Here is a 19,992-nt window from a genome sequence, read left to right as displayed (position 1 = left end):
GCGCAGTTAAGTCTGGCCGGCGCGGTCAGCGGCGGAAGCCGCCCCGGAACCCGCCGACGCGCCGTCCGTAAACGGCGCGGCCCCCGTATACGCGGCCCCCCCGATACACCCGCGCACCCCGATAGACGGCACCGCCCCGGTATCCGTAGCGGGCGCCGCCGCGGTATCCGTACACGCCGCCACCCCGGGGCCCGTAGTAGCCCGGTGCGCCGGAGACGTTCGGTCGGCAGGCGCCGTAGGGGCCCCGATGAAATCCGGGCCCACAGCCGCCGGCGGCCTGCGCGGCCGCAATGCCGAGTCCGCCCGAGCCGATGGGAGGCAGGCCCAGCATGGCAGCCAGGGTGAGGGCTGCGAGCGAGATGGTCCGTGTCGCTTTCATCGGGATCTCCTGAATTCGCCGGGTGATGCCATGCAATCCGGATTCTTGTGCTCGATTGACCAATGCTGTCTGCCGTCCATGGGAAAGCGGTCGTCCGGCGATCGCGGCCTTGGCGCCCAAGGGCGGCCTGAAAGGCCGGTCCGTTCCGTCCATTCAGGAAGGGGTACGGGATCGGGCGGCCCCGGATCGGCTGCCGCATCCGGAGGCCGGCTCCCACGCCTCCAGATGCTCGGCGTCGTACCGGACCAGCGTCTGAACGCGTGCGTGAAGGCGGCGGCTTCGGAAAAGCCCAGACAGGCCGAGATCTGCGCCAGCGTCATGTTGGTATCGGCCAGGAGCTGCTGCGCCGTCTCGAACCGGATCTGGGTGGCCACCGACCGGAAGCTCGTGCCTTCGGCCCTCAGGCGGCGGCTGAGGGTGCGCCGATGCACCGCCAGATGGCGCGCGACGGCTTGGCCGGACCACGGATCCTGGATGAACTCCGCGCGGAGCAGCCGCCGCAACCGGTCCGACATCGGGAGCGGAGCTGCCGCCCCGACCTGTCGGATGCGGCCTTCGGCGATCCGGTGTGCCGTCCGATCTGCGCCCGGGACCGGTTGCTCCAGAAGGCGCGCCGGAAAGGCGAGGGCCGCCCATTCCTGATCGAACCTGACGGGCGCGCGGAAGAAGTGCCAATAGGGATCGGTCTGCTCCGGCGGTGCCCGCGGCAGCAGAAGCTCCGACGGGGACCAGCGGGCGCCGCACAGGGCGCGCACGATATTGACGACGGTGGCGAGCGCCCCCTCCGCCTGCAGGCCCACTGCCGTCGCGCCAGTCTCGTAGGGAAAGTAATGAAGCAGCGCCAAGTCGGCCTCGACGAAGAGTCGGACCGCCGAGCCGCAGGTCCAGGCCCAGGGCCGGGTCTCCAGCACATGGAGGGCGTCGCCGATGGTCGCCGCGTTCCGGATCAGGATGTTGCTGGGCCCGAGCTTGGCGAGGGCAATGCGCTGCCCCACCAGCAGGCCGAGATGGCCGCACCGCGTGCGGTTCGCCCCCAACTGGAGCACGCGGCCGAGCGCGGCGTTCGAGATCGGGCTGGCATCGTCTCCGGACGCCCAGCGATCGCAACCGGCCTCGCGCAGGATGTGGACGGGATCGGCGCCGAGTTCCCGGAGAGCGGCACGGGTCGCGCTCGCGACGCCGCCATGAACGGTTTCGACGGAGGGGGAAAGATCCGCATCCGATGGGTGGAAGAATTCGAGACTGTCACAAGAGTCTTCGCACACGAGAGCGAGGCGACTGGTCATTGCACAAATCCCATTTCTCCAATTCGGGCTCAATTCAAAATCTTGCCCTCCCGGCGGCATTGCGCTGGATCAATATTGTCAAAAAATCTGTGACATGTTTTGAATATGCAACTAAAATGCAGTATTCATGAATGGTTTTGTCCGGGCACAGGTGGTCGATCGGCGTTTTCGCAATCGTGCGTCGGTATCTGCGGCTCCGGCCATGTCGCGCACGGCGCGGCGTGGTGCACGGCGGCGGGGAAGGCCTGGCTCCCGCCCTCTCCGGAGAACAACGCGGCCGAGATCCGGGTGACGGACCGGGAACGGCGGGCGGCCTCGCGCGGGGCGATGCCGGCCCGGCGCCGCGCCTCCACCCGCAGCCGCGCCTCGGCCCGCAGACCATCGCGCTCACCGGCGGGACGACGGGCAAGGCGACGGACAAGTCGATGGACAAGGCGACGGGCGTGATGCAGCCCTATCCGGCCTGGAACACCGACATCGCGGCCCGCGGGATCGACATGCGCGCGCCGGAGAACCTGCCGGGCCCAGACGCCGCCGGCCTGCGCGATGCTGGGCCGACCGGGACACCCGGCCGGCGGTCACCGGCTGCCGGGACCGCGCGCGAGCCCCGCCAGGGTGAACAGATCGATCGACAGCTTGGCGCCGACCACGAAGGCGTCGGGGATGGTCTTGCGGTAGAATGGGAACCGGGTCTGGTCCGGATCGAGGATGTATTGCAGGTTCGGCGTCAGCCGGATCGCCGGATTGACCTGGATGCCGTAGTTCAGCTCCATCATCACCTGCTGCGTCGGGATCTTGCGGAACAGGCCGAGCGTGCCCTGCGCCAGGGCGATGTTGGACAGGGCGAGCCGGCTGAAGGCCTGCGTGTTGATGACGAAGCCGACCGTATCGAACGGCCGGCCCGCGAAGGTGCCGGTCTGCAGGGCGCCGATCTCCAGGAAGTGGTCCTCCACGAGCCGGCCCGAGGTGCCGGCCATCGCGACGCCGAACAGCGTCAGGCCCTGGATCGCCTTCGGATCCGGCCGCCACACCATCTGGTCGAACCGGGCGTAGACACCCGAGCGGCCGAACCGGGTCATCGCCGGCAGGCCGGTGAGCACCGCGGGCCGCCCGGTCACGTCGCGCACCGGATCGGCGTAATCCGAGGCGTCGTACCAGCCGCCGATTCCGTAATTGCGGGGCAGCACGTCGTTGGCGAAGGTGGTCGTGTAGCCGAGTTCGAACGGCACGATGGCGCCCGTCGCGCCCTCGAGCGAGAAGTCGAGGCCGTTGTCGCCCGGCTGCTGATGCCGCGGGTTCACCTCGTAGGCGCCGACATGGAAAAACGTCGTGTCGGTGAGCCACGCCCTGGCATGCGCTCCCCAGCTGGAGACCGGCCAGAAGGTGAAGTTCGAGGTCTTGAACACGAAGGTCGGGTTGCCGCAGGCTGAATTAGACTGGAAGTTGCAGTAGAACGGCGAGTTCAGGAAGCTGATATTGGCGACCAAGCGGCCGGCCTCGACGTCGAGACGATTGTCGAACAGCTTCTGCTGGTAGGAGAGCAGCGTCAGCCGGGTGGTCTGGCCGCCGCCGTAGATCTCCTGCACACTGGTGTTGTTGCCGATGACATCGTTCGACAGGCTGCGTCCGTGCCGGTTCGTCACCGCCACGTGGAATGCGCCGCCCTCGATCCCGGCGAGGCGCTGCAGGTCGCCGTCGATGCCGAGGACGAGCTGGCCGGCATAAGCCGCGCCCTGCCGGAGGCCGCCGACCGGGTTGATCGCCCCTTGCCCGGTGTAATTGGCCAGGAGACTGAGGCCGTTGCCGAGATCCAGGGTGCCGGGCGGCAGGGTCGGCGGCGTCGCGGTCTGCCCGAGCGTGTCGGCGGCGCCGGCCGCGCTGTCGGCCCCGTCGGAGCCCGGGCCCTCCGATCGCGGCGGCGGGCGGCTGGCCCGGCGCCGCAGCACCGGGCCGACGGCCGTGGCCGGCACGGCGCGGCCGGCCCCCGCCTCCTGGCTCCATCCAGGATGCGGCAGCGCCAAGCCCAACGCGAGCGCGAGCGCGGCGCGCGTCGCCAAACCCTTCATGACGGATCCCCCCGTGACGCTCTGTGGTGTCCGGGCCCGGTCGTGCGCCGGGCTCCGGATCGGGGCCTCAGCCTGGGCGCTTCTTGATGAGGCCCACCGTGAGCGCGGTGACCAGGGTGCCGGCGGCGAGCGCCAGGACGGCGCCCGGCAGGTTCGTGACGGCGTTCGGGATCGGCAGGACGAACAGGCCGCCATGCGGCACCTTCAGGGTCACGCCGAGGGTGAGCGCCAGGGCGCCCGCCACCGCGGACCCCGCGACCAGAGACGGGATCACCCGGAGGGGGTCGGCCGCCGCGAAGGGGATCGCCCCCTCGGTGATGAAGGCCGCCCCCAGCACGGCGGCGGCGCCGCCGGCCTCGCGCTCGGCTTGCGTGAACCGGGCCGGGAACAGGCGGGTCGCCAAGGCGAGGCCCAGCGGCGGGGTCATCCCGCCGAGCATCACCGCCGCCATGGGCGCGTCGACGCCGGAGGAGAGCAGGGCCGCCGCCGAGGCGTAGGCAGCCTTGTTGATCGGGCCGCCCATGTCGAGCGCCATCATGCCGCCGAGGACGAGCCCGAGCACCAGGGCGCTCGCGCCCTGCATGCCCTTGAGCCAGGTCGTGAGCGCCGACAGCACCGCCGCGACCGGCACGCCGACCACGTAGATCATCAGGAGGCCGGTGATCGTGGTGGCGAGGAGCGGCAGGATCAGGACCGGCTTCAGGCCCTCGAGGTTCCTGGGCAGCCGGATATGCGTGTTGAGGAAGCGGGCGGCGTAGCCGGCGATGAACCCGGCCGCGATGCCGCCGAGGAAGCCGGCCTGGAGATTGGCCGCCAGCATGCCGCCGATCATGCCGGGGGCGATCCCGGGCCGGTCGGCGATCGAGTAGGCGATGTAGCCGGCGAGCGCCGGGACGATCAGGGCGAAGGCCGCCTTGGCGCCGATCTGCCCGAGGGCGTAGCCCAGGGTTCCCGCGTGGTCCGGCGCCATGGCGTCGATTCCGCCGACCGCGAAGGCCAGGGCGATGAGCAGGCCGCCCGCCACCACGAAGGGCAGCATGAAGGAGACGCCGGTCATCAGGTGCTTGTAGGCGCCCGCCCTCCGCTCGGCCGCCTCCGGCCGTGCCTCGGCCGCGGCGTCGACCCCGGCATCGACCGCGCCGCCGGCCGCCTGCCTCTGCGCCTCGGCCAGCGCGGTGCCGATCAGCCCCTGGCCGTCGCGGATCGCCGCCTTGGTGTTGGTGGCGTAGACCCGCTTTCCGGCGAACCGCGCCCGGTCGACGCCGGTGTCGGCGGCGATCAGCACGATGTCGGCGGCGGCGATCTCCGCGGCGGTCAGGGTGTCGCGGGCGCCGACCGAGCCTTGGGTCTCCACACGGATCGTGTGGCCCAGGGCCTCGGCCGCCGCCTGGAGGCCTTCGGCGGCCATGAAGGTATGCGCGATCCCGGTGGGACAGGAGGTGATCGCGACGATCCGCTTGGTCCCCGCCGCGGCTCTGGCGCCGGGGGCGGCCTCGGCGCCCGAGAGCGCCCGGTCGAGGACGCCGTTGACGTCGGTCAGCACATCCGCGATCGCGGCCCGCGCCCGGCGGAGCGCGCCGAAGCGGCCTTCGCCGAGGTCGCCCGAGCCCACGAGCAGCACCGCGCCGGCCTCGCGGATGGCCGCCTCCGGCAGCGGGTTTGCGCCGGGGGCGCCGCGCAGTTCCAGGACGATCGGCTGGTTGCGCCGGCCGGCCGCCTTGCGGAGCGCCTCGAGGGCGAGAACGGCGTGGGTGGGGAGGTCTCCGCCTCCGACCACCGCCAGCAACTGTGCCATGGTTTCCTCCCTGCTTTGTGGTTCCGTCGCGCGGGTCGGCCGGGTGGCGCGGTGCGCGTCAGGCGAGCGTCCGCGTGCGGACCGCCTGCATCAGCGCCTGCACGGTGGCGCGGGGCGGCAGGCTCGCGCCCGCCTGGGTCAGCTTCCCGGCCGCGAAGGCGACGGCCAGTCGGGCGGTCCCGTCGGGGTCGAGCCCGGCTTCGAGCGCCGCCACGAGGCCCGCCACGAGGGCATCACCCGCCCCGACCGTGCTGGCCACGGCGATGGCGGGGGGCTGCGCCTGCACGGCGCCGGCCCGCGTCAGGAACAGGGCGCCCTCGGCGCCGAGGGAGACCACCACCACCGGTATGCCGAGGCCGTGCAGGCGACGGGCCGCCGAATGCACGTCGGCGGGCGTCGGCAGCGCCCGGCCGGCCCATTCCTCCAGCTCCTGGCGGTTCGGCTTCACCGCGAAGGGAAGCGCCTCCGGGCCGGCCGCGAGGGCGGCCGCCAGCGGCGGGCCCGAAGCGTCGACGACCACCCGGGCCCCCCGGGCCTTCAGGGGCGCCGTGAGCTCCGCGTAGGTCTCCAGCGGCAGCGCCCCGGGCAGGCTCCCGGCCAGCACGACCCAGGCATCGCCGGCCGCATGATCGAGGAGCGCAGCCCGGGCCGCGCCGAGAGCGTCAGCCGTGACGGCGAGCCCCGGCAGGTTGATGTCGGTCGTGTCGCCGGTCCGCCGGTCAAGGAGCTTCAGGTTGGTCCGGGTCTCGCCGGGGATCCGCACGAAGCGGTCGGCGATGCCCTTCTCGGCGAACACCTGGGTGAAGGGGGCGGCGTTGTCGGCGCCCAGGATCCCGGTGGCGGTCACCGGCAGGCCCCAATCGGCCAGGCAGCAGGCGACGTTGACGCCCTTGCCGCCGGCATGCGACCGGACCGCCTGCGCCCGGTGGACCGTACCGGGCTCCAGGGCGTCGAGGATGACGGTCTGGTCGATGGCCGGGTTGAGCGTGAGGGTGACGATCGGGCTCACGCGGCGACCTCCGCGGCCTGCGCGGGACCGGGGGCGCGATCGAGGGCGCGGACCGCGGCCGCATCCTCCTGCTCGCAGGCCAGGCTCGCGAGTGCCCGGAGCGCGCTCATGTCGGCGCCGCGCAGCCGCGCCTTGACGCCCGGCAGGTCGCGCGGCGTCATCGACAATTCGTGGACGCCGAGCCCCGCCAGCAGGCAGGCGCCGAACGGGTCGCCCGCGATCCCGCCGCAGACGCCCACGAAGCGCTTGTGGCGTGCGGCGCCCGCGCAGGTCATGTGGATCAGCCGCAGCACCGCCGGATGCAGGGAATCCGCCTCGGGCGCGAGGTCCGTGTTCTGGCGGTCGATGGCCAGGGCGTACTGCGTCAGGTCGTTCGTGCCGATCGAGAAGAAGTCGCAGTGGCGGGCGAGCACGTCGGCCTGGATCGCCGCGGCCGGCACCTCGATCATGATGCCGAGCGGCACGGAGGGGGCGCCGATCTCGGCGCGGATCCCCTCGGCGATCGCGCGCAGCCGCAGGATTTCGGGGACCGAGGTGATCATCGGCATCATGATCGAGAGCGGCGCGTGCGGGCCGGTCGGGGCGGCGGAACCGACATGGTCCCGGGCGGCCCGGTAGAGGGCGCGGAGCTGCGGCTCCAGCAGGTCCGGCCGACGCAGCAGCAGCCGGGCGCCGCGCACGCCGAGGAACGGATTCTCCTCCCGGGGCAGCTGCAGATGTGCGACCTGCTTGTCGCCGCCGATGTCGAGGGTGCGTACGATCAGCGGGCGGCCGTCGAGGGCCTTCAGCATGCCCGCGTAGGCGGCGTATTGGTCGTCCTCGGAGGGGGTGTCGCCGCGCTCCAGGAACAGGAATTCGGTGCGCATCAGGCCGACGCCCTCGGCGCCCTGGTCGAGGGCGAAGGGGACCTGATCGGCGTTGTTGACGTTGGCGCCGATCGCGACCGCGTGGCCGTCGCGGGTGCGGGCCGGCAGCGCCCGCTCGCGCGCCTCGGCCTCGGCCTGCCGGCGCTGCCCGTCACGCCACGCCTCGGCCGAGGCGCGGTCGGCCGGGCTCGGATCGAGGTAGAGGCGGCCGGTGGTCCCGTCGAGGATCGCCATCGTGCCGCCGGCGAGCGGCAGCAGCCCGGGGCCGCCGGCCACCAGGGCGGGGATGCCCAGCGTCCGAGCCAGGATCGCCGTGTGCGAGGTCGGGCCGCCCTGGGCCGTAGCGAGGCCGATCACGCGGGTGGGGTCCAGGCCCGCCGTGTCGGAGGGCGCGAGGTCGGGGGCGATCAGGATGCAGGGCCGGTCGGGCAGGTCGTGGCGGCCTTTCAAGGTCGGATCGATCTGCGCCAGTACCCGGCGGCCGACGTCGCGCAGATCCGCGGCGCGTCCGGCGAGGACCGGGTTGCCGAGGGCGGCGAGTTCTCCGGCGAGGCGGTCCACGGCTTGGTCCCAGGCATAGGCGACGCCGTGACCCTCGACCATGAGCTGGCAGGCGCGGGTGATCAGATCCGTGTCGGCGATCATCTCGGCCTGGGCCCGGAAGATCCCGGCATCGGCCTTGCCGAGGCGCCGCTCGGTGTCGTCGGCGAGGGCCTTGAGCTGATCGGCCGTCGCGGCGAGCGCGTGGTGAAGGCGGTCGGCGCCGCTCGTCAGGGGCTCGGGCGCGTCGGGAACGGTCACGTCGGCGCTGGCGAGGACGTGGATCGGCCCGATGCTGAGGCCGGGGCTGGCGCCGATCCCCGCCAGGATCCGCGGCGCGTCCGCGGGGTTCCAGCCGGCGACGGGACCGGCCGCCTTGGCGGCCGCCTCCGCGGCGCGCTGCGCCGCCGCCTTCTCGCCGGCGCTCAAGCCCGTGACCGCCGCGCAGATCCGCGCCAGGGCGCCGGCCTCGTCGTCCCCCTCGGCGGAGATCGTCACCGGGTCGCCGCAGCGCAGGCCGAGCTGGAGCAGGCCGATCAGGCTCTTGGCATCGGCGACCTGGGCCGCGTGCCGGACCTGGATGCGCGCCGAGCAGGATTTTGCCACCGCGACCCAGTGCGCCGCGGGCCGGGCGTGCAGGCCGGCGGGATAGTCGACGGTCCAGTCGAACCGCTGGCGCAGGTCCGTGGCCGGGCCCGACGCGCCCGGGATCGCGTCCTCGGACAGGGCGTCGGCGATGTCGCGCTCGTGCGCGGTGGTGCGCAGCTGTTCCAGCCGCGCCTCGTCCTGGATCAGGCGCGTCAGCCGGCGCAGGACCGTGATGTGGGTGTCGGACTGCGCCGCGATGGCCACCACGAGATGGGCCGCCTGCCCGTCGGTCCAGAGGACGCCCGCGGGCACCTGCAGGACGGCGAGGCCGCTGTGGCGGACGAGGTGGCGGTCGTCGACCATGCCGTGCGGGATGACGACGCCGTGGCCGAGATAGGTGTTCGCCACCCCCTCCCGGCGCAGCATGCTCTCGCCATAGGCCCCGTCGATGCAGCCCGCCGCCGTCAGGAGCTGCGCCGCCTCGCGGATCGCCGCCTCCTTGCTGGCCGGTGCGGCCGCAATGCGCACCAGGATGCGCGGCGCGAATGTCGGTGTCGGTGCGAGCATGGCGTGCTCTCCTCCCATCGCGAGCGACGGCTCGTCGGCCACCTGCTCGTTGATGGCAGTGAAAACGTTTTCACTTTACCTGTCAACACGACCCGCTGCCCCCGATCGCCTCACGGTTGCGAAGCGGCGTATACGGTGGCATTGACGGTGTAACACCGCTGGAAACGTTTCCCGGATGATGCGGCGATGAAGGTGGGAATCCGCGACGTCGCCCGTGCGGCGGGCGTCTCGACGGCGACCGTGTCGCGGGCCCTCGGCCGCGGCCCCGTGAGCGAGGCTCTCCGCGAGCAGGTCGAGGCGGCCGTGCGCGCCACGGGCTACCGGCCCAATCTCTCCGCGCGGCGGCTGCGCTCGCAATCGGCCCGGACCATCGGCCTGATCGTCGCCGACATCCGCAACCCGTTCTTCACGGCGGTGAGCCGGGCCGTGGAGGATGCGGCCTTCGGCGCGGACATGCGGGTCATCCTCTGCAACACCGACGAGGATCCCGCCCGCGAGGCGATGTACCTGCGCCTGATGGAGGAGGAGCGAGTCACCGGCGTGATCTTCGCGCCGACCGTGGCCACGACCGGGGGGCTCGGCGCGCGCCGGTTCGATTTCCCGGTGGTGCTGATCGACCGGGCCGGACCGCCGGGGGCCTACGACAGCGTCGTCCTCGACAACGTGGCGGCCTGCGCGACCCTCGTCGATCATCTGGCGGCCCAGGGCTACGGGCGGATCGGCGGCCTGTTTGGCTCGACGAGTTCGACCGCGCAGGAGCGCCGTGCCGGCTATCTGGAGGCGATGGGGCGGCACGGCTTGGCGCCGCAGATCCGCAGCGTGCCCCCGAACGCGGCCGCGGCGATGGCGGAGGCCACGCGCTGGTTCCAGGAGCCCGACAGGCCGGAGGCGCTCGTGGTCTCGAACGGGCTCATCCTGATGGGGGCCGTGCGGGCGGCCCGTGCCCTGAATCTCGCGCTCCCGCGGGATCTCGCGCTCGCCGGCTTCGACAACGAGCCGTGGACCGAACTCGCCGAACCGGGCCTCACCGTGATCGAGCAACCGGTCGCCGAGATCGGCACCCAGGCGATGCGCCTGTTGTTCGAGCGGATCGAGAGGCCGGATCAGCCGGTCCGGCGCGTGGTCCTCAGCGGCTGTCTCGTCCCGCGCGGTTCGACTGGGACACGGTGACGGTCTGCCTGAGCGCGCGCGCGGCGCCGCGGATCGGGGTGTCTACCGGGCGGAACACGCCACCGGTTCCGGCCGCGCGGGGCGTTGGGTCGGCGGCCCGCGCCGGGCAGCGCCCGAAGCGGGTCTTCCGGCTACCCAGGGCAAACGCCATGCGGTAGCCTCCCGCCGGGTCCGGTCCGGACGAGCGGTCCCGGTCCACCTGCCGAAGGCTTCGGCGCGCACCTCCGGATGCCGGGCCGCGACCGGCCGGATCGGCTGCGCGAAGGCTCCGACGGCCGGCACGGTCTCCGGTCGCGAAGGGCATGACCGACAGGGTGCCCGAGGGCCGGGACGACACCGCAGACATCCGCGCCTTCGAAACAGGATCCGACGATGACCGACGAACCGCACGGCCTCGATCGCGGCTTGACCAATTACGGCGATCGCGACTTCGCGCGCTACCTGCGCCGGTCCTTCGCCCGCTCCATGGGCATCTCGGTCGGACTCCTGAACAAGCCGGTGGTCGGCATCGCGATGACGCCGTCGGGCTTCAACAACTGCCACCGGGGCATGCCCGAGCTGGTGGAGGCGGTCTCCCGCGGCGTGCTGGCGGCCGGCGCCCTGCCGCGGCCCTTCCCCACCGTGTCGCTCGGCGAGGTTTTCCTCAACCCGACCAGCATGATGTATCGCAACCTGATGGCCATGGACACCGAGGAGATGATCGGGGCCCAGCCCATGGACGCGGTCGTGCTGATCGGCGGCTGCGACAAGACCGTGCCGGCCCAGCTCATGGGGGCGGCTTCCGCCGACCTGCCGGCGATCCAGCTCGTCACCGGCCCGATGTCCACCGGGCGCCACCGCGGGCAGAGGCTCGGCGCCTGCACGGATTGCCGGGGCTTCTGGGCCAAGTACCGGGCCGGCACCGTCGATGCGGAGGAGATCGCCGAAGTCGAGGGACGGCTCTCGGTCACGCAGGGCACCTGCGCGGTGATGGGCACGGCCTCGACCATGGCCTGCATCGCCGAGGCGCTGGGCCTGTCGCTGCCCGGCACCGCGGCGATCCCCGCGGTGCATTCCGACCGGCTGGTGGCCGCCGAGGAGACCGGCCGGGCCGCCGTGCGTCTCATCGAGACGAAGATCCGGCCCTCCCAGGTCATCACCGAGAAGTCGGTGGAGAACGCGATCCGGGTGCTGATGGCGGTCTCGGGCTCGACCAACGCCATCGTGCATCTCACGGCGATCGCCGGGCGGCTCGGCATCCGGGTCTCCCCCGAGCGCTTCAACCAGATCTCGGACGAGACACCGGTTCTGGTCGATCTGAAGCCCGTGGGTCAGGGGTACATGGAGGATTTCCACGCCGCCGGCGGCATGGGGGCGCTGTTGCGCGAGCTGCGGCCGCTCCTGCACCTCGACACCGTCGATGTGGAGGGCCGCACCCTCGCCGAGCGCCTCGACGAGCCCGCCGGCTGGGTCGACCGCACGGTGATCCGCCCCTTCGCCGAGCCGGTCTCGGCCGTGGGCGGGTTGGTCGCCCTGTCGGGCAGCCTCGCCCCGGACGGAGCGATCTTCAAGCGCGCGGCCGCAACCCCGGCGCTGTTCGAATCCGAGGGCCGGGCGGTGGTGTTCACCGGCCTGGAGGATCTCTCCGCCCGCATCGACGATCCCGACCTCGACGTCGAGCCGGGCGATATCCTCGTGCTGCAGAACGCCGGTCCCCACGCCGCCGGCATGCCGGAGGCCGGGTATCTGCCGATCCCGAAGAAGCTCGCCCGGGCGGGGGTGACGGACATGGTGCGGATCTCCGACGCCCGGATGTCCGGTACGGCGTTCGGCTCGATCGTCCTGCACGTGGCGCCCGAGGCGGCGGTGGGCGGACCGCTGGCGGCGGTGCGCGACGGCGACCGGATCCGCCTGTCGATCCGGGACAGGCGGGTCGACCTGCTGGTCGAGGCCGACGAGATCGCCCGCAGGCTCGCTGACCACCGGCCGCCGCCGGCCCCGGCCCGGGGCTACAAGGCCCTCTACCGCCGCACCGTCACGCAGGCCCCGCACGGCTGCGACTTCGACTTCCTGACGAAGGTCGACGCCTAGGGCCTCGTCCGATCGCGCGGCCGGCCTGCGTCGTCGGGTCGACCGTCGCGACGTCCGATCCTATCCGACCTCTCGACTCGGCTCGGCGGTGAGGCCGTCGAAATAATCGAAGAAGACGCGGTCCGGATCGTACCTGTCGCGCAGGTCGCACAGCCTCCGCCACTTCTCGGGCGTGAAGGCCTGGGCGACGATCTCGGGCTGTTCGACCGTGTTGGTCTCGCCGATGTAGTACCCGACATTGAACGGTTTCAAGACGGCGGTCACCGCCCGATGCCATTCGGCATTGACGGCGTCGGCATCCGCATCGTGCCACATCGTCCAGGGGCCGCCATAGATCTTGGAGGTGATCGAGCGCGCCATGTCCCGTTGCGGCCCCGGAACATGGGGCCCGCAGAAGATCGTCGTCAGGAACACCGAGATCGCCGAGGGGGCCCGCTGCCAGGCCGGCAGGATGGCCGCCATCACCGCGCCGGGGCAGTGGTCGGAGTAGGTGGCTTCGACTCTGGATCGCACGCCCTCCGGGAAAAGCGCGCCGGAGGCATCGAAGAGCTGCTCGAAATCGAGGGGCGCGACCCGTGAACGCGACAGCGGCTCGACCGGCGCATCGTCCAGCGGCTGCAAGGCGCGCCGGGCCGCTTCCGGATCGTCCTCGAAGGCGGTCGCGGTGACCATGCAGACCCAGCCGTTGCTGCCGGCCGCCCTGTCCGCCAGCGCGGGCGGGGCCTGGACGAGGAACAGGGTCAGCTCGACGCTGGGCGAGATCGCCGGTGCGGCCTGCCCCAGCCAGGTGCCGACAGCCGGGGCATCCGCGAGCCGATAGAAGGACTGACTGCCATGAATCGCCTTCGGCAGCGGGTGAAGTTTCAGAAAGTATTTCGTGACGATGCCGAAGAAACCCGAGCCTGCGCCGCGTGCGGCCCAGAAGAAATCCGCGTTCTCGGACTCGCTCGCCCGGATCAGCGCGCCTTCGGCCGTGACGAGTTCGATCGCCTCCAGGCTCTCGGTGCCGTATCCCCAGACCGTGGGGTTCCAGGCCATGCCGCCACCGAGGAAGTAGCCGCTGGCCTTGACCTGCGGACAATGGCCGGTCGGAAAGGCGAGCCCGTGGGCGTTGAGCGCCGTCTGGATCTCGCGATTGCTGAGGATGGGCTGGATGACCGCCCTGCGATGCTCGACATCGATCGAGAGGATCCTGTTGAGGCGTTCGAGGTCGATCAGGATGCCGCCGTTGCGCAGCGTCGGCTGGCACCAGTTGTGGCCGCCGCCGCGGACGACCACCTTGAGGCCATGCGCGCGGGCGAACTTTACGGTGGCGATGATGTCGTCCTCGTCGGCCGCCTTCACGATCATGCGCGGCGCCCGGTCCGGGATCAGCCGGTTCCACAGATTCCCATGAAGGGCGTTCCGGAACTGCGCATCGCCCGCGTCGATGACGGGACCCTTGCAGAGCGTCCTCAGATCCTCAGCATTCATGGCCAAGCCCTGCACGAGCGAGGAACCCGCCCGGACCGATCTGCCTGAGCGGGTGCAAGGTTGCGGGCGGTCGCCCGGCCCGACCCTCAATAGGGGACGCGGTCCGCCTTCTGGGCGTATTTCTTCCACACCTCGACGGCTTCTTCGCGCATGATCTGTTGGGTCGGGATCGAGCGCTCCCCGACATCCTTCTTGAGCTCGGCGTAGATCATGCTGTCGTCGAAGCCGCCGTATTCGAGCGCGTCCTCGACCTGAGCCGCATAGTAGACATTTTTGATCCCGGCCCAATACGCGGCCGCCATGCACATCGGGCAAGGCTCGGCGCTGGTATAGAGCGTCGCGTTCCGCAGCTTGAAGGTACCCTGCGACTTGCAGGCCTTGCGGATGGCCTCGATCTCCCCGTGCCACGTCGGATCGTTCTCGGCGACGACGCGATTGGCGCCCTCCGCGATGATCTCACCGTCTTGGACGATCACGCAGCCGAACACGCCGCCGGCACTGTCGACCAGCGACGTCTTCTCCGACAGCGCGATCGCGCGGGCCATGAACTGTTCGTGTTTTTCGGTCATCGAATCCTCTGCTTCGTCATGTTTTCAGGCCAAGTGCGACTATGATCTGCGGCGATGTTCTTGTCGATGTCCGGGGGTATGATCGTCGATCAACGGATTTGAACTTGGCGCCGTATGATCAAGAATCCTGCCTCGGAGACCGGCATCGCCTTCGGTTCGGGACAGATGGTCTCGTGGGTCGATGAAACGGCGCAGGTTGCGGGGGGGGGGATCGAGCCGCGCCCGCATCCGCCGCGATGGTTCTCGCAGATCAGGTCGTCCCGCCAAGGCCGTGCGTCCCGTGAAGCGCATGTCCGTTCGCCAATACCGGATGGTCATGATCCGACGACGATCTGACTAGACATGGCACCGCGAGACGCGTCAACGCCGTCAAGGCATCCGCCGCAATTGAATTGTAAATATTCACGAATGCAATAAATATCTGAAGCATAGACGATCAGATTCGCCGGGGTCCCGGTTCCTGCAGCAGATCCGAGGCGTTGCAGTCGCGCCGTGGAGTTCGCGAAGTCGGATGGCGCTCGGTCTGAGACGCAGGAACAAGAAAAAATATTTCCGCCTCCGCCTCGTCCGTTTGGCCAGCGCGCCGCCTTTTTGTTGTCGCTCCGTCCCAGACCTGCGGCACGCGAGGCGCCGGCGCGCTGGAAAAGTCCGGCGATTCTGGCTGCGTCCCCGAGATATAACTATCCTTTCGATGTTTTGGTTCAAAGAACGATCTATACCTGTATTGTATTATATTTACAATATTTACATTGGCATTTTCTGCCAAGGCCTTGACTTTGACTGGTGTCGGCTTGCTGATGGGAGCATGCAGAGCGACGCCGCCGGCGGAACGGCGGCTATGCGATGCGAGACCAATCTTCGGCTGTTCCTCCTCGTCTTTTGTGGGCGGAAGGCTTCTTCAAGTCTGCCGCGGTCGCGGTGTGATGGTCCCCGAACCGATGCTTCGATCCGCCCGGCGGTGTGGCTCGGTTTAGCGCCGAGGGCCGCACCCCGCTTCGCACGAGCGGGCGAGGGCAGGGCGTCGTGCAACGGAAGTGCGTCGGTTCATGAGCGGTGCCTCGACGTCCGTCACCATCGTGACGCAGACGACCATCCGGCCGGAGAGCGCCGACGCCTTCGCCCGATGGCAGTCCGACACCCATGCCGTCGTGGCGACCTTTCCGGGCTTCATCGAGCAGCAGCTCATCCCGCCGCGGCCGCCGCTGCAGGTGGATTGGGTCATCCTGCAGCGCTTCAGCGGCCTGGAGCAGGCGCGGGCGTGGCTGGCCTCGCCCGAGCGGCAGGCCCGGATCGAGGGCGCCACGCCCATGCTCGTGGGCCGCGACGACGTCCATATCGTCAAGGACGATGCCAGTGCAGCCCGCACGTCGCCGGTCAGCGCGGTGATCAGCACCCGCGTGAAGCCCGGCCTGGAGGCCGCCTACCTCAAGTGGGAGCAGAAGATCGCCGCCGCCCAGTCGAAGGCGCCCGGCATGCAGGGCTACCGGTTCGAACCGGCCGTGCCGGGGGTGCAGGAGGATTACGTCGCGATCCTGCGCTTCGACGGCGAGGCGAACCTGCAAACCTGGATGGACTCGGCCGAGCGGCGGGCCCTCGTCGCCGAAGCGGCGCCGCTGACCGCGGAATTCCACACGCGGACGGTGCAGAGCGGCTTCGAGCAATGGTTCCGCACCGTCGCCCCCGCCGGAGGCCCGGCGCCCGCGGCGTGGAAGATGAACATGATCGTCGTGTTGACGCTCTACCCCACCGTGTTCCTGTGGGGGGTCCTGGTCGGCACGCCGATCCTCTCCGGGATGCTGAAGCTGGATTTCCCGGTCGCCCTGTTCATCGGCAACGTGTTCAGCGTGCTCCTCACCGCGCAGATGGTGCCCTGGACGGCCCGGCGGCTGGGCTGGTGGCTGTCGCCGGCTCCGGGGCGGCGGGCCCGGGCCAACCTTCAGGGCGCTGCGCTGCTGATCGCCGCCTACGCGATCATGATCCTTGCCTTCTGGAAGCTGTCTTGACCGGGCTCCGGTTGCTATCCCGGATGAGGCCGTTCTCCGCGGCGGGTCTGCTGATCCTGGCCTGCGGATCCGGGCCGGTCGAGCCGGCCCGGGCCGAGCCTTCGCCGGATTCGGCCACGTCCCCGGCTCCGGAGATCGCCGGGGCGGCAGGCGGCACGCGCGTTCCCGGGGCGCGGGCTCCGGCCCGCGCGGAGCGCCAGGAGGCCGGAATTTCCGTGGCGGCCGCCACCGTGATGGCGGCGCCGCCGCCCTCGTACCTCGGCTTCTCCGACACGGTGGTCAGCTACCGCTTCCAGGGCCCGTCGGCGGAGCCCGGGCTCTTCGTGCGGCGTCCCGACGGCACGGCGCAGGGTGGGTTCGCCCCGCGCGAGGTGCCGAAGAACGTCGTCAACGTGTTTCACGCCGACTCATGGGCTTACGGCACCAACCTCATCTCCCTCGACATCCTCACATCCGGCTCCCAGGATCCTGCGGGCGACAAGCGGCGCCCGTTCAAGGATTACGGCGCGACCGAAATCTACCTGATCTATCGCGGCGTCCTGAGCCTCAACAAGATCTTCGATACCGAGACCTTCGCGATTCCGGGCTTCGTCAAGGATGTCGGCCTGTCGTTCGGGGCCGATATCAACACCAAGGACACGTATTTCGACGCTGAGAAGCGGGCCGGCACCTTCGGCCTCAGCTTCGCCTTCGACGTGCCGGCCGGGTTCGTGAACCTGAAGGTCCAGGGCTACAAGGACTTCTCCCGCAACGGCTTTGCGGGGAACGGGCCCACGCCGGGCATCCTCGGGAATGGCGCCGTGCCGGGCTTCGATTACTCGCACTTCCGCAGTGTCGAGTTCAAGTTGACCCCGGAATTCGAGATCACCTACACGATCCCGCTGCCGTTCACCGGGCTGCCGCTGTCCCTGGCCGGCTTCAACACGATCATCCTGCCCAAGGGGCGCTACGGCACGATCAACCAGAACGACACGCAATTGGAGTTCGCCTCACAGACGAACCTTGTCCTGGATGTCGGGCAGTTGCTCGCCGGGACCCCCAACCGGGTCGAGGTCTTCGCCGGGTTCCAGTATTGGCGCAACAAGTTCGGCGCCGACCCGCGGCGCACCATCAACACCGAGGAAAAGGCGCTGATCGCGGGGGTCGCCTACCACCTGAAGTGACGGCGACGCGCGTCACCGCTCGCGGTGCGGGGGATGGCGCCGACGTCGTGGGGCCGGCGTCCCGGAAGGCCGCGCCGCCGGGACCGGCCCCGCGCCCTCAGGCGCGCACCAGCTTGGACACGACGGCCAGCAGCTGCTCTGGCTTGAACGGCTTGGTGATCCAGCCGGTCGCCCCGGCCGCCTTCGCCTGCTGCTTGATACCCTCGTCCGATTCCGTGCTCAGGAAGAGGATCGGAACGCCCGTGCAGGCGGGCAACGTCCGCAATTGCTTGATCATCTCCAGTCCGTTCATCACCGGCATGTTGAGATCCGTGATGACGAGGTTGAGGCTGGCGCTCTTGGCTTTCGCCAAGCCTTCGGCGCCATCGCCGGCCTCGATCACCGTGTGGCCGGCCGGGCCGAGGACGACCTTGATCATCTGCCGGATGCTGGGCGAGTCGTCGACGGCGAGGACAGTGGCCATGACAAGGATTCCGTTCTTGTGCTTGAAGCGTGGGCCTAGCGGAGTGCCTGGCCGGGGAGGGCGATCGCAGCGCGTTGGAACGCGCCGCTGACCGCCGGCGGCACATTGGCCAGCGCGATCTCCGTGGCTTGACGCTGTGCCGCCTTGTCCGCCGCGAGCACGATCTGGACGAAGGTGATGTCCGCGCGCTCGACCGCCGCGCAGTCCAGGGTGAGGCGCGTCGCGCCGGCGAGGGCCGCCGCCAAAGCGCCCTGCAGCGACCGGACCGTCCGGATGGTGCAGTCGGATTCGAGCGTGAGGACGGAAGCCTCGGACATGCGGGTTCAGGCCCTCGACGACAGGATTGGGCGCCGCTGCGCCTCTCCGGCGGAGACAACACCGCGGCGGGTAAATTCTTTCTGACCGACGGCAGACCAATCCACCGCTGTTGCCGCCGCCGCCGGACGCTGCACAGCTGGAATTCGATTCAGCATGGAACGGAATTCAAGCGTCAATACAGAAATCTGTTGTCTCGCTCTTGCGCTTCATTGCCGGTGATAACGCTTTCTTTAACGGCGATCCTTACCGTCGGGCCGACGCCGTCCATCGGTTTGCGGCTTGACCGGCGCGCGACGGTCGACGCCGAGAGATCCGACATCTGATGTCCTTCCAAGCTGCCCACGACATTCTCAGGCAGGTCCCGGCCCGCTTCCGGCGGGCCGACGGACGGCGCGGATCCGGCGCAGTGCCCGGCGCAGTGCCCGGCGCGGTGTCCGGCTCCGCGCTCGCGCCGCCGGATCGTCCCGAGACGGTGGCATCCCCCGCCGCCGATACGTCGCCGGCGCCGCAGATCGAGATCCCGGCCGACCCGGCGGCCGCCACGCGGTCGGCCGATCTGCTCCAGGCCTGGCTCGGCCTCTCGGCGCAGCAGCGGGGGCTCCTGGACGCCCTCATCGCCGAGCTCGGGATCGTCTCCGCGGATGTGGAGGCGAATGTCCACGGCCTGTCCAACCGCTTTCAGAACATCGCGGCCTCGACCTGCGAGCAGTCGGAGATCGTGCGCGGCCTCGTCGCCTCGGTTCAGACCGTACGGATCGACGACAAGACCCTGGACCTCGGAGATGTCGCCGCCGGCCTCGGCGAGACGCTCGCCGCGCTGATCGCGCGGATCACGCTGATGTCCTCCCGCGGGACGACCCTCGCGCAGGGGCTGGCGGGGGCGCTCGACGGCCTGTCGTCGGTCGAGGGCAGCGTGGCGGAGATCGAGAAGATCAACCGCCAGACCAACCTGCTTGCCCTGAACGCCAAGATCGAGGCCGCCCGGGCCGGCAGCAGCGGCGCGGCCTTCGCGGTGGTCGCCGACGAGGTGCGCGGCCTCGCCACGACCATCAACGCCCTGTCGGACGTGATCAAGCAGCAGATCGGCACCATGGCGGCCGACCTGCGCAGCAGCCACGCTCTGCTGGGCGACATCGCGGCGATCGACATGTCCGAGGAGAGCCGCACCGCCGAGCTGCGCGTCCGCATGGTGATGCGGGCCCTCGTCGAGCAGAACGCCCAGGTCGCCGGCGTCCTGCGCCAGACCGCCGAGACGACGCAGGCCATCACCGAGGACGTGTCGGCGGCGATCGTGGCGATGCAGTTCCAGGACCGGGCCAAGCAGCGCATCGAGAACGTCGAAGGCCTGCTGCGCGCGGCCGGTGCGGAACTCGGCCGTCTCTCCGGAGCGAGCGCGGGCGACGGCGCGGTGCCGGATTCCGGCGCCGACCCGGCCTGGATCGAGGCGGCGATCGCGCGCTGCACCCTCGGCGAGGTCCGGGCGCGCCTGACGGAGCGACTGCTCGGGGTCGCCCCGGTCGCGCAGCGCCCGGCCGCCGACGATCTGGACGGCATCGACCTGTTCTGAACCCGAGCGCGCCGCCAGGCGCGGTCCGCGGGCAATCCGGTCCGGCCCGGTCGGCGGTTGCGCCGCGGCCGGGGCTTCGGCGCCGGATCTGCCGCGACCG

16 protein-coding genes are annotated in these 19,992 nt (G+C 70.5%); 5 read left to right on the top strand and 11 right to left on the bottom strand.

Annotated elements, in window-relative coordinates; all coding sequences use genetic code 11:
* Positions 1–25: 25 nt before the first annotated feature.
* The 6 genes from BM396_RS18535 to ptsP form a co-directional block, all read right to left on the bottom strand.
* Positions 26–379: a GCG_CRPN prefix-to-repeats domain-containing protein gene (locus BM396_RS18535; RefSeq protein ID WP_236961854.1), complete on the bottom strand. Its 354-nt coding sequence runs from the start codon at positions 377–379 to the stop codon at positions 26–28.
* On the bottom strand, positions 376–1,665 hold the full coding sequence (locus BM396_RS18530; protein ID WP_075381190.1) for an AraC family transcriptional regulator: 1,290 nt from the start codon (positions 1,663–1,665) through the stop codon (positions 376–378). The genes BM396_RS18535 and BM396_RS18530 overlap by 4 nt, the downstream gene beginning before the upstream one ends.
* Positions 1,666–2,243: 578 nt before the next feature.
* Entirely contained in the window at positions 2,244–3,731 is a 1,488-nt protein-coding gene (locus tag BM396_RS18525) for a carbohydrate porin (protein WP_043389149.1), read from the bottom strand.
* Between the two features lie 67 nt (positions 3,732–3,798).
* Positions 3,799–5,526, bottom strand: a complete 1,728-nt coding sequence (locus tag BM396_RS18520) for a fructose-specific PTS transporter subunit EIIC (RefSeq protein ID WP_043389148.1) — start codon at positions 5,524–5,526, stop codon at positions 3,799–3,801.
* Positions 5,527–5,584: 58 nt separating this feature from the next.
* Positions 5,585–6,535 carry a 1-phosphofructokinase gene (gene pfkB, locus BM396_RS18515; RefSeq protein WP_043389145.1) on the bottom strand — a complete coding sequence of 317 codons (951 nt, stop codon included), beginning with the start codon at positions 6,533–6,535 and terminating at the stop codon, positions 5,585–5,587.
* A complete protein-coding gene (gene ptsP / locus BM396_RS18510; protein ID WP_043389143.1) occupies positions 6,532–9,096 on the bottom strand; it encodes a phosphoenolpyruvate--protein phosphotransferase in 2,565 nt (854 codons plus the stop codon). Before ptsP ends, pfkB begins: the two co-directional genes overlap by 4 nt.
* Before the next feature lie 186 nt (positions 9,097–9,282).
* On the opposite strand from ptsP, the gene BM396_RS18505 reads away from it, so the two are divergent.
* Together BM396_RS18505 and BM396_RS18500 are read left to right on the top strand one after the other, a co-directional pair.
* Entirely contained in the window at positions 9,283–10,266 is a 984-nt protein-coding gene (locus BM396_RS18505; protein WP_043389142.1) for a LacI family DNA-binding transcriptional regulator, read from the top strand.
* A gap of 372 nt (positions 10,267–10,638) precedes the next feature.
* Positions 10,639–12,336 (top strand): dihydroxy-acid dehydratase, encoded by a 1,698-nt coding sequence (locus BM396_RS18500; RefSeq protein ID WP_043389141.1) that lies wholly within the window; start codon positions 10,639–10,641, stop codon positions 12,334–12,336.
* Positions 12,337–12,396: 60 nt separating this feature from the next.
* On the opposite strand, the gene BM396_RS18495 is transcribed toward BM396_RS18500, so the two are convergent.
* Both BM396_RS18495 and BM396_RS18490 read right to left on the bottom strand, forming a co-directional pair.
* On the bottom strand, positions 12,397–13,809 hold the full coding sequence (locus BM396_RS18495) for an FAD-binding oxidoreductase (RefSeq protein ID WP_043389245.1): 1,413 nt from the start codon (positions 13,807–13,809) through the stop codon (positions 12,397–12,399).
* An 86-nt stretch (positions 13,810–13,895) separates the two neighbouring features.
* Complete coding sequence (locus tag BM396_RS18490) at positions 13,896–14,378, bottom strand: nucleoside deaminase (protein ID WP_043389139.1); 483 nt, start codon at positions 14,376–14,378, stop codon at positions 13,896–13,898.
* 1,046 nt (positions 14,379–15,424) lie between these two features.
* Here BM396_RS18490 and BM396_RS18485 point away from each other — a divergent pair.
* Both BM396_RS18485 and BM396_RS18480 read left to right on the top strand, forming a co-directional pair.
* Complete coding sequence (locus BM396_RS18485) at positions 15,425–16,381, top strand: putative antibiotic biosynthesis monooxygenase (protein ID WP_043389137.1); 957 nt, start codon at positions 15,425–15,427, stop codon at positions 16,379–16,381.
* 23 nt (positions 16,382–16,404) lie between these two features.
* The gene (locus BM396_RS18480; RefSeq protein ID WP_043389135.1) at positions 16,405–17,544 is read left to right on the top strand and encodes a hypothetical protein; all 1,140 of its coding nucleotides are present in this window, start codon (positions 16,405–16,407) and stop codon (positions 17,542–17,544) included.
* A gap of 97 nt (positions 17,545–17,641) precedes the next feature.
* Here the strand turns inward: BM396_RS18480 and BM396_RS18475 are convergent, their stop codons facing one another.
* From BM396_RS18475 to BM396_RS32845, 3 genes are all read right to left on the bottom strand, one after another.
* On the bottom strand, positions 17,642–18,007 hold the full coding sequence (locus BM396_RS18475) for a response regulator (RefSeq protein ID WP_043389132.1): 366 nt from the start codon (positions 18,005–18,007) through the stop codon (positions 17,642–17,644).
* A 35-nt stretch (positions 18,008–18,042) separates the two neighbouring features.
* Positions 18,043–18,324, bottom strand: coding sequence for an STAS domain-containing protein (locus BM396_RS18470; protein WP_043389130.1), 282 nt, complete (start codon positions 18,322–18,324; stop codon positions 18,043–18,045).
* Positions 18,325–18,497: 173 nt separating this feature from the next.
* Entirely contained in the window at positions 18,498–18,644 is a 147-nt protein-coding gene (locus BM396_RS32845; RefSeq protein ID WP_158498479.1) for a hypothetical protein, read from the bottom strand.
* A gap of 3 nt (positions 18,645–18,647) precedes the next feature.
* Here BM396_RS32845 and BM396_RS33690 point away from each other — a divergent pair, with 3 nt between their 5' ends.
* Entirely contained in the window at positions 18,648–19,892 is a 1,245-nt protein-coding gene (locus tag BM396_RS33690) for a methyl-accepting chemotaxis protein (protein ID WP_043389127.1), read from the top strand.
* Positions 19,893–19,992: the final 100 nt, after the last annotated feature.

This window comes from Methylobacterium sp. UNCCL125 (assembly GCF_900116795.1).
In the GTDB taxonomy this organism is placed as follows: Bacteria; Pseudomonadota; Alphaproteobacteria; order Rhizobiales; family Beijerinckiaceae; genus Methylobacterium; species Methylobacterium fujisawaense.
The sequence above is the reverse complement of the archived record's forward strand: the minus strand, read 5'-3'. Positions and strand labels throughout refer to the sequence as shown.

Excerpts from the sequence above, each read along its gene's own strand:
- BM396_RS18490 (WP_043389139.1), bottom strand. The coding sequence starts at position 14,378 with ATGACCGAAAAACACGAACAGTTCATGGCCCGCGCGATCGCGCTGTCG.
- BM396_RS18480 (WP_043389135.1), top strand. The coding sequence starts at position 16,405 with ATGAGGCCGTTCTCCGCGGCGGGTCTGCTGATCCTGGCCTGCGGATCC.
- BM396_RS18500 (WP_043389141.1), top strand. The coding sequence starts at position 10,639 with ATGACCGACGAACCGCACGGCCTCGATCGCGGCTTGACCAATTACGGC.
- BM396_RS18495 (WP_043389245.1), bottom strand. The coding sequence starts at position 13,809 with ATGAATGCTGAGGATCTGAGGACGCTCTGCAAGGGTCCCGTCATCGAC.
- BM396_RS18505 (WP_043389142.1), top strand. The coding sequence starts at position 9,283 with ATGAAGGTGGGAATCCGCGACGTCGCCCGTGCGGCGGGCGTCTCGACG.
- BM396_RS33690 (WP_043389127.1), top strand. The coding sequence starts at position 18,648 with ATGTCCTTCCAAGCTGCCCACGACATTCTCAGGCAGGTCCCGGCCCGC.
- BM396_RS18530 (WP_075381190.1), bottom strand. The coding sequence starts at position 1,665 with ATGACCAGTCGCCTCGCTCTCGTGTGCGAAGACTCTTGTGACAGTCTC.
- BM396_RS18470 (WP_043389130.1), bottom strand. The coding sequence starts at position 18,324 with ATGTCCGAGGCTTCCGTCCTCACGCTCGAATCCGACTGCACCATCCGG.
- BM396_RS18535 (WP_236961854.1), bottom strand. The coding sequence starts at position 379 with ATGAAAGCGACACGGACCATCTCGCTCGCAGCCCTCACCCTGGCTGCC.
- BM396_RS18475 (WP_043389132.1), bottom strand. The coding sequence starts at position 18,007 with ATGGCCACTGTCCTCGCCGTCGACGACTCGCCCAGCATCCGGCAGATG.
- BM396_RS18485 (WP_043389137.1), top strand. The coding sequence starts at position 15,425 with ATGAGCGGTGCCTCGACGTCCGTCACCATCGTGACGCAGACGACCATC.
- ptsP (WP_043389143.1), bottom strand. The coding sequence starts at position 9,096 with ATGCTCGCACCGACACCGACATTCGCGCCGCGCATCCTGGTGCGCATT.
- BM396_RS18525 (WP_043389149.1), bottom strand. The coding sequence starts at position 3,731 with ATGAAGGGTTTGGCGACGCGCGCCGCGCTCGCGCTCGCGTTGGGCTTG.
- BM396_RS18520 (WP_043389148.1), bottom strand. The coding sequence starts at position 5,526 with ATGGCACAGTTGCTGGCGGTGGTCGGAGGCGGAGACCTCCCCACCCAC.
- BM396_RS32845 (WP_158498479.1), bottom strand. The coding sequence starts at position 18,644 with ATGTCGGATCTCTCGGCGTCGACCGTCGCGCGCCGGTCAAGCCGCAAA.